Origin of the sequence: Burkholderia sp. BCC1640 (assembly GCF_902833125.1) — a bacterium.
GTDB lineage: Bacteria > Pseudomonadota > Gammaproteobacteria > Burkholderiales > Burkholderiaceae > Burkholderia > Burkholderia diffusa.
This window is the reverse complement of the sequence record NZ_CADFEF010000159.1, coordinates 1-469: the sequence shown is the minus strand read 5'-3', so window position 1 is coordinate 469 and position 469 is coordinate 1. Positions and strand designations below refer to the sequence as shown.

The following is a 469-nucleotide window of genomic DNA, read 5'->3' as shown; positions in this document are numbered from 1 at the left end:
ACACGAGATGACCGATACCCTGATCAAGGTCGACCTGAACCAGTCTGCCTACGAGAACCCCCAAGTCCACAACCGCTGGCACCCCGACATCCCGATGGCCTGCTGGGTCAATCCCGGCGACGACTTCATCCTGGAGACCTACGACTGGACCGGCGGCTTCATCAAGAACGACGACAGCGCCGACGACGTGCGCGACATCGACCTGTCGATCGTGCACTTCCTGTCGGGCCCGGTGGGCGTGAAGGGCGCCGAGCCGGGCGACCTGCTGGTGGTGGACCTGCTCGACATCGGCGCGAAGTCGGACAGCCAGTGGGGCTTCAACGGCTTCTTCTCGAAGACCAACGGCGGCGGTTTCCTGACCGACCATTTCCCCTCGGCGCAGAAGTCGATCTGGGATTTCCACGGCATGTACACCAGCTCGCGCCATATCCCGGGCGTGAACTTCGCGGGCCTGATCCACCCGGGCCTG

At 64.0% G+C, this 469-nt stretch carries 1 protein-coding gene; it reads left to right on the top strand.

The features are described from left to right. Positions 1–7: 7 nt before the first annotated feature. Positions 8–469: acetamidase/formamidase family protein (locus HWX25_RS32990; protein ID WP_175912786.1), on the top strand; the 462-nt coding region annotated here is incomplete at its 3' end.